General features: G+C 67.3%; 3 protein-coding genes. All 3 read right to left on the bottom strand.

Features of this window, described 5'->3' with window-relative positions:
• Positions 1-463: 463 nt before the first annotated feature.
• Positions 464-1,546 carry an OmpA family protein gene (locus tag EBS11_RS27265; protein ID WP_290608445.1) on the bottom strand — a complete coding sequence of 361 codons (1,083 nt, stop codon included), beginning with the start codon at positions 1,544-1,546 and terminating at the stop codon, positions 464-466.
• A gap of 8 nt (positions 1,547-1,554) precedes the next feature.
• Positions 1,555-4,923, bottom strand: a complete 3,369-nt coding sequence (locus tag EBS11_RS27260; RefSeq protein ID WP_290608443.1) for a hypothetical protein — start codon at positions 4,921-4,923, stop codon at positions 1,555-1,557.
• Positions 4,913-8,766 (bottom strand): SdrD B-like domain-containing protein (locus tag EBS11_RS27255; RefSeq protein ID WP_365956326.1); only part of this gene is annotated, 3,854 nt, incomplete at its 5' end. The genes EBS11_RS27260 and EBS11_RS27255, both read right to left, overlap by 11 nt.

Below are 8,766 nucleotides of genomic sequence, written 5' to 3'. Positions count from 1 at the left end.
CCGGCGCCGCGGCGCCGGGACCTGACAAATCAACAGGCAAAAAAAAACCGGCTTCGCTAGTCGCGGCAGCCGGTTGAAACGCTGTTTCAGAGCGCAGGGATAAACTGGGAAATACTGGTCAAGCGGAAATCGTGCCGGTCATTGAGGTGTCCGGCAACCTTGGGCCCGGGGTTTTCCGTGCGCCATGTATCCACTATGCCAGCCCTTCCCCGCGGCAGGCTTAGGACTTCATTAAATCCCCGCCCCATTTCCGCCCTGCTTCCGTTTTTCCCCTTCCCTGCCCTGCCTTGATTGCCATCACAACAAGATTACCGTGTCTGGTGCCGATGGTTGAGCTCACCGGCTAAGCTGTTGAGTCATGCCTGCATCCTATCGCTCCCGGAGCGTAGTGATGTGCGCAATGCATGCTGTGTGCCAACAAGAGCATCATAGCAGCGGCATATGACCGCCCCATGACGTAGCGCTAAGGTGCGCTGCCCTCCTTCACAGTACGCTTGATACCCGTCAACTCGATCTCCACGCGGCGGTTCGGCTGCAGGCAGGCGATCAGGGCCGCGTGCGGCGCCACCTTGTCGCAGGCGACGACGGGGTCGGCCTTGCCCTTGCCGTAGGCGCTGATGACATTGGCGATGCCTTGCTCGCGCAGCAATTGCTTGATCGTCAATGCCCGCTGCTCGGACAGGGCCTGGTTGTAGCGGTCCGTGCCCAGGCGGTCCGTATGGCCCGTCACGGACAAGGTATCGATCTGCACGTAACCCTGCTTCAGGCGCGCCGCCAGGTCGCGGAGCTTTTCCAGACCCTGCGGCAAGACGTCGGCAGGGCCGGACTTATCGAAATGGAACAGGGCATCCATGTCCAGGGTGATGCGCTCATGCTCGATGCGCGGCGGCAGGATTTCCGGCTGCGGTTCCGGCTTGGGCTGCTTGGCCGGGCAGGATGCGGCGGCGGACTGGGCGGCTGCCTGCGCATCCTCGGCCAGCTGCACGTAGGGATTCGCGTGGCGCCAGCCCTGCTGCCTGTATTCATTGCCCGCATGCACCAGTTCCACTTCGCCGCAGGCCACTTTCTGCGCCGCGCAGGCAAAGCCGGGCGAGGCGTGCAGCTTGCCGAAGCCGTCCCACAGGTCCTCGCGCAAACGCGTCGCATCGTTCACCAGCGGCGTGGCGTCGCCGGGATTGGGCTCGCTGCCGTCTTCCAGCGCGGCGACGATCTTCGCCGATTCCTGCAAGGCTTGCAGGGGGAAGGCGGAGCGGTCGTTGCGCGTGTATTCGTGGAAGGACACGTCGAGCCAGCATTGCGCCTTCGACAGGTAGTAATCGCCCACGCGCACGCCGCCATCGTTGAGCTTTTTGATGCGCTCCTGCAGCAGCCGGTAGGCTTGCTGGTCGGCGGAAACGGCGCGGTCGCTGATGCGCAGCTCGGGCATGGCCAGCGGCGCCGCCGGCAAGGTGCTTGTGGCGGCCTGGGCCAGGCCCATGGCCAGCAGGCCGGCGAGCGGCAGCAGTGTCATCATCGGGTTCTTCGTCGGTGTCATTTTGGGTGTCATGGTAGTTTTCATGGCCGGGCCAGGGTGCGGTTGATGGTGGCGTCTTTGCCTTTGAACAGGTTTTCATCGAACTTGAAGCGCAGGCGCAGGTAGGGGCCGCGCGCCGTGTAGTCGGCGCCCGTCAGGTCCCGGTCGGAAAAGCCCGACCAGTTGTGGCCGGCCGACAGCCACAGGTTCTGCGCCAGCAGGTAGCCCACTTCCACGCCGTTGGCCCACTGGCGGCTGCCCCCTTGCGGGCTACCCATCACGGCCGCCAGCACGCCGATGTCCCAGTTCTTGCTGACGTCATACACGGTGCGCCCGGAAAACAGCCACGCCGTGTATTTCTCTTGTCCGGCAGGCAGGTTCCTGTCGTTGTTGTGCTTGGCAGCGATCCTGCCCGTGAACCACCAGGGACGGCTGGGGTGGTAGTCGAGGTGGGTGGAGACGATGTGCGCGCGGTAATTGTCGCCATCGATCTGCGACTGGTCGCGCACCGTCTTGTACTCGTAGCGGGCCAGGCCGTTGTAACGGTTGTCGTCCACGGGACGCCAGGCAAAGCCCAGTTGCGCCCGGTCCTGCAGCACATTGCCCAGCGGCGCGCCGCTGGCGTCGTCGTTGTTGCGCGTGTACAGCAGGTAATTGCGCGCGAGCAAGGTCCAGTCGCGGCTCAGCTTGCGTGCCCAGGCGAGGGTATTGAGCCACTGGTCCTGGCGCTGGTTGCCCGGCGCGATCTCGCTGTCGAACAATCGCCGGTATTCCAGCTTGACGGAGCCGCGCCACAGGGGATTGGCGGAATAATCGAGGCCGGCCGCCACGGCCACGGCTTGCTGCTGCTGGCCGTTCATGACTTTCAGGTATTCGACATGCGTGTTCGCCGCCAGGCCCTCGCCCAGGTTCCACGTGTTGCGCAGGCCGGACGCCAGCTGCAGGTCGCGCTGGTTGCTCAGGCTGTAATCGATGGCGTCGCGCATGCGGTACTCGCCAAACACGGTGCCGCCCGGCATGTAACCCGTATCGGCGCCGGCGATAAAGCTGGTGCTGCGGTCGGCCGGATTGAGCGAATACGCGGAAGCGAGACCCGTCTGGTTTTCATAGCGCGCGTACAGGCGGCTGCGTTCGGCGAGCTGGTATTGCGCGCCCAGGCCGTAGCGGTGCTGGTCCGTGTCGGCGATGCTTTTTTCCACGTCGCCGTTCAGGGTCCAGCGTTCCGTCGCCTTGTACTGGGCGCCCAGGCGCACGGTGGTGGCGTCCAGCGGCACCGTCGTGCCCGTGCCCACGCCCGGGTTGACGGGCGCAAACGTGGTGATGCTGCTGCCCGTCACGGGATCGATGGCCGTGTTGGCCGTGCCGTTGCCGAAGAAGCCGCCCGTGGGATTCAAGCCCGTGCCCAGCGGCGAGGTATTCGGCGCGATGCCGGCCGTGGACGGCATGCCGCCCGACTCCTTCATGTGCTGGACGGACACATCGAGCAGCCAGCGCTCGCTGGCGTTCCACGCCACGCCCAGGCGGGCCGCCTCGCGCCGCGCACCCGTGCTGCGCTCGTCGCTGCGGATGGCCTCGCCATACACGGTGACGGCCGGGGTCAGCTTGTAGCCCGCCTTCAGCCCCGCCTCGCCCCGGCCGCCCGTGATGCCGGCCGCCGTGTTGTTGAAATCGCGGTCCGAGCGGCTCCAGTAGGCTTTCGCGTCCAGCCTGTCGTCCTTGTGCTGCAGCTCGACCCGCGCCGCGTTGCCGCTCACTTCATCGCGCAGCTCGCCCGCCTGGCCCGACGGCGTCGTGTAGATGTTGCCGCCCGCGCTGTAGCTGGTGGAGGTGGTGCGCGCCACCTCCATCACCAGCAGGCCGTGTTCGCCCAGGCGCAAGCCCGCGTTGACGCTGTGCAGCTTGTATGGCGACAGGGGGTTCTTGTCTTCCACGGCCGCGCCGCCCAGCGAAACCATCTTGCTTAGCTGCACTTGCCCATCCACGCCCAGGGTCCAGAATTTCTCGCCGCCTTGATCTACCTCATAACTGATGCGTATCGATTGCGGGTCGCCGTTCGGCGTGAGCGCGGGAATCGCCTGCTTGAACAGGATGCGTCCGCTGAACGGTTCGAAGCTGTAATCCTCGAAGCGACGCAGCTGCGTCACCTGCACGATATTGCCGTTCTGGTTCTTGTCGCGCACGACGATCTCGATCTTTTCCGAGTTTTCGATGGCGTCGTTGTTGCGCACGGCAAATGGTCCCGACGTGCCATTCGCCCGGTACTCTTCCACCACCTGCTTCAGGCTGTCGTTGATGGCGAAGGCATTGGCGACGATGCCGTCCTGTTCGTAGTGACCCCGTCCGCCCGTCGCCGTGCGGTTGTACTGGCCCAGTTTTCTCTGCTGCAAGCTGGCCACGGCGCCGCCGCCCGTCATCTGGCTGAAGCCGTCGCCCGTGGCAAAGTCGCCGTACAGCACATAGCTTTTCTGCTGGTCGATGCGCACATATAGACGGTCGCTGGAGCGGGCGTCGAAATTGCGCACGGAACTGTCGCCGTAGACGGGATAGAACTCTTCCGGGTTGACATCGCGCAAGAGGCGCGCGCGCGTATCCTTGTCCGAGTCGTAGGCGGCCGTCAGCAGGGCATCGCCGCGGATGGTGCCTTTCAAAAACATCGCCGCCCGGCCCGCCACGTTGGCCTTGCCGTTGTTGAAGGCCCGGCTCCAGCGCACGATGTCGCGCTCGAAGCCGTCGTTGAAGCGCGACGGCGCAATGTCGCTGCTCGACAGGCTGCGTTTGCTGATGATGCCGTCGATCAAGCCGACGGCCAGCATGTCGCGCAGTTCCGGCAGGAAGCTGAGCGTGCCCTGGGCCGCCACGTTGCCGGCCGACACGCGCAGCAGCACGTCCTGCGGCGTGGCCGGGGCCAGCACGCTGAAGGTCGCTACGCCGTTTTCCACCGCCAGCTGCGTGCCGGGCGTGACCTTGTCGGCGTCGCGCCGCTCCGGCCCCAGCTCATCGGTGCGGGCGCCGGGCAGCAGGATGCGCCCGCCGCTGGCCTCGACGGTCAATAACGCCGTGCCCGCCAGGGGCTGGCCCTGCTCATCGTACAGCTTGACCGTCACCTGGACGGGACTCTGGCCATCGGCCGGCACGTCGCTGCGGTCCGTCTCGACTGCGATGCGCGCCACGCCACGGTTGATGGCATAGTCGGCGGCGCCCACTTTGCCCGGGAAGAAGGCGGGCGCCACGACGCCGGGACCGGCGGCGCTGTCCGGCAGGGGCAGCTGCGCCTGGCCAGCCAGCGGGAAGACCAGCAGCGCCAGCACGGCGGCCATGCGCCGTGGCGCGGGAGGATGTTTCTTCATGGCCTGTTTCTCTTTGACGGCAGTGGCGGGCGGCAGGTGACGGGACAGAGGTTTATTGCGCATGGCTGCCTCCCGCGGCTGGCGCCTGGGCTGGCACGCGGGGCGCCACGACAGGCTGGTTGGCGCTGTCCGTCGCCTGGGCCGGCGCGCCGGCGGGCTGGCTGCCGAAGCTCAGGCCCGGTCCCGCCCTGCCCTCTCTTTCCACGCTGCGCACTTCGCCCTGGGCGCGGCGCGCCTTGACCTGCTCGAGTACGGGGTTCGAGCACGAGCCCTCGATGAAGTCGGCGCGCAGCAGCTCGCCGTTCTTGGTGTCGAGGAACAGGCTGTGCGGATCGCCCAGGTTGCGGTTCGACGCTTCCATCATGCGGCTGGCCCGTGGCAAGGTGGAGGCATCGACCTTGATGACGTGGCTGTTCGGCGTGATGCCGCAATAGCTGTACTTGCCTTCCACGTCGGTGGTGAAGTTGGTGCCGTCTTCCATGTACAGGCGCACGCCGGGGATGCCCAGCTCCTCCTCGTCCTGCACGTGGTTGTTGTTGCAATCGACAAATACCTTGCCGGCGAGGCAGGCATCCGTCGTGAACACCCCGCCCGTCACCTTCACCTTCACGCGCGCCTCGTTCGACGGCGGCCCGCTCGTGGTGCTGGCCTGGGCGCGGTTGACGCCGTCGCCCTGCAGGGCGCCCACGCCCACGCGCAGGCGGTAGCGGAAGCTGGCGCTGGCGTTCGGCGCCAGCGATTCCAGCCTGAAGCTCAGGTGGGGACCCGGCTTGCCGATGGGGTCGGGCTGCACCACGTTGTTGCGCGTGGTGGTGCCGTCGATGTAGCGGAAGCCGGCCGGCAGTTTATCGAGCACGCTGACGCCGAACGCCGTCGCCACGCCCGTGTTCTTCACCTCGATCGTGTACTGCAGGCTGTCGCCGATCTCGGCCTGCGTCTTGTTGACGCTCTTGCTGATCAACAACATCGGCTTGTCCTTCGTGTTGAACACCACGGGCGTAAAGCTGGGCGGCGTGGCGCCGGGCGTGGCCGGCAGCTGCAGGGTGTCGGACGAGCTGGCCAGGGCCAGCACGCTGACGGGCGCCACGGGCGTGTTGCCGCCGTCGCCACCGCTGTAGCTGTGGCCGATATTCATGCCGCCGTCCGTGGCCAGCAGGGTGCTGGCATATACCTGGTTCAGCTGCGGCACGGTGGGGATGGCTGCCACGCTGCCGAAGTCCACCAGCACCGTGAAGACGATGTTGCAGCTTTCCTGCGGCAGCAAGTCGCCCTTGCCGTTCAGCAAGCCAAACACCGTGATGCCGTTGAAGTCGCCGTTCGCCACGCAGGCCGTGGCGCCGGCCGGCCGCGCCGTGACGGCCAGGCTGCCCGGCTTGAAGGTGACGCTGGTGGCCGTGGGGAAAACGGCCTTCAGGTTTTCCGCCACCTGCACCATGGTCGAGGTCGGGTAGCCGGCCGGATAGCGGTTGGCCGCCTGCACCGTGTAGCTGATCTCGAATTTGCTGGCATCGACTTGCTGCTGGGCCGACACGGCCTTGATGACGTCCACCACCTGGCGCAGCAGGACCACGGGCGTGGGCGTGTCTTCGCCCGTGAACGGCACGCCGCCCACGGTGTCCGACGCATTGCCGTTATGGTTGGGGTCCACCTTCTCCGCCAGCGCGGCCACTTCCGCCGCCGTCGCCACGGCGCCCGCATAGGCGCCGCCATTGTTGGAGGCGTCAAACACGAGGCTGCCCGCCGGCGGCGTGTAGCCCGGGTTGGCGGCGATGGCGCCGGCGCTGGGCGCGGGCGGCACGCTGATGCTGCCGCCCCCATTGGCGACATTGCCGCCCAGCGCGCTGGCAAACACGCTGTTGTTGTACACGGGCGCGCTGCTGTCGGCCACGGTGATCTGCACGGTGAAGGTGACGACGCTCAGTTCGCCTTCGGCCAGGGCCGCGTCGCCGCTGAGCAGGCGCAGGTCGCTACCGCCGCAGCCGCCTGCGAAGCCCGGGTTGACGGCCAGCTGCCGGCTGCCGCCGATGGCCGGCGCGGCCGGCGGCGTGACGATGCGGCACGCCACGGGTTCGGGGAAGGCAGCGCGCAGGCTGTCGAGCGCCTGCACGTTCGATGCCGTGCCCTTGCCCACGTTGCGGATCACCACCGTGTACGGCACGTTGAAGACCTTGGCGGACAACTGCGCCACCTTGCCCACGCCCAGCGCCGCGCCGATGGCCGGATTCGCCACTTCCGTGACGGCCGTGCAATCGGACGCCTGCGCACAGCGCGGCAGGTCGGGGCCGGTGGGCACGATGGTATTGCTCAGGGTGCCGCTGGCCGCCACTTTCGCGCTGACGGTGACGGCAGCGACGGCGTTCGGCGCCAGGCCGGCCGGCACCGTGCACACCAGTTTATTGGCCGCCAGGGGAGCGCAGACGGTGGGCGCCGCCGGCGTGACGGCGATCTCCGTCAGGCTGGCCGCCAGTTCATCGGTCAGGACGATGGCCGCCGTCGTGGCGCCGCTGCCGCTGTTGGTGGCGCTGATGGTCCAGCTGACGGTGTCGCCGATGCTGGCTGCGGCCTTGTCCGCCACCTTCTTGACCATCACGCTGGGGCTGGTGACGTTGGTGCTGGTCTGGCAATCGGCCGGGGCCAGGCACAGCGGCGTATCGGGACCGGACGGCACGACGCTGTTGCGCGCGCTGCCCGCCTGGGTGACGGTGGCCGACACTTCCACGGTGGCTTCGCCGCCATTGCCGATCAGGCCGGCCGGCACGCTGCAGGTGAGCAGATTGCCGGCCACGGGGCTGCACGTGGCGCGCACGGGCGTGACCACCACGTTCGCCAGGCCGGCCGGCAAGGTATCGGCGAGGGTCATGGCGGCCCGCGTGGGGCCGCTGCCCGAGTTGGTGGCCGTGATGGTCCACACCACCGTGTCGCCCACATTGGCGGCCGCGCGATTGGCGATTTTCTTCACGGCTACTTTTGGGCCCGTCAGGACCACGCCCGATTCGCAGCTGCTGGCCTGCGCGCAGGCGGGATTGTCCGGCCCGCCCGGCATGACGCGGTTCGCCAGCCGGCCTTCCACCGTGCCCGTGGCCGTCACGCGCACGCTGCGCGTGCCCGTACCGGCAGCCAATTGACCTGCCGCAATACTGCAGCTTTGCACGCTGTTGGCGACCCAGCTGGCCAGGGGCGGACACGTCACGCCGGCGTCCGCATTGACGGCCAGTACCGTCAGGTTCGGCGGCAGGATGTCGGCCAGGGTCACGATGCCCTGGTTGGCCACGCCGCCGCTGTTGACGGCCGTGATGGTCCAGACGATGCTGTCGCCCACGTTGGCGTTGGCGACATTGGCCGTCTTGCTGACGCGGATGACGGGACCGGGCATGGTCACCGTGGCCGTGTTCGGCAAGTCGTACTGCACTTCCGTCGAGCTGGTGGCGATGATGCTGACGATGGTCGAGACATTGCTGGCCGGCTGGATATACGCCAGGCTGAAGCTGTACGCCTCGTTGGCCGCCAGGCTGGACGGCAGGCCCTGCAGCGTCAGCATGCCGCTGACGGCGTCATAGCTGCCGGCCGCGCCGCTCAGGGTCACGCCCATCAGGCCCTGCGCCAGCTTCAGGCTGTACGTCACGTTCTCGGCCGTGCCGGGTCCGACATTGCTGAACGTCACGATGCCGTTGACCTGGTCGCCCGCATTGGTGGTGCCGGGGAAACCGTTCAAGGTGGTGGTCACGTCCACCAGCAGCTTGATGGCCGTGGTGTTCGTGCTGCAGTCGCTAGCCTGGACGCACACGGGGTTGTCCGGGCCGCTGGGCAGCACGGTGTTTTGCAGCACGCCCGCCGCCGCCACGGTGGCGCGCAGCACGACCTGCGCCTGGCCGCCCGGCGCCAGGCCAGCCGTCACGCTGCAGGTGA

Origin of the sequence: Janthinobacterium sp., assembly GCF_009923995.1 — a bacterium.
Lineage (GTDB): Bacteria > Pseudomonadota > Gammaproteobacteria > Burkholderiales > Burkholderiaceae_D > Janthinobacterium.
Note: the sequence above shows the minus strand (reverse complement) of the source record. Positions and strands in the feature narration are given on the sequence as shown.

Bases quoted from the DNA above. Each gene is read 5' to 3' on its own strand.
- EBS11_RS27265 (WP_290608445.1), bottom strand. From the start codon at position 1,546: ATGACACCCAAAATGACACCGACGAAGAACCCGATGATGACACTGCTG.
- EBS11_RS27260 (WP_290608443.1), bottom strand. From the start codon at position 4,923: ATGCGCAATAAACCTCTGTCCCGTCACCTGCCGCCCGCCACTGCCGTC.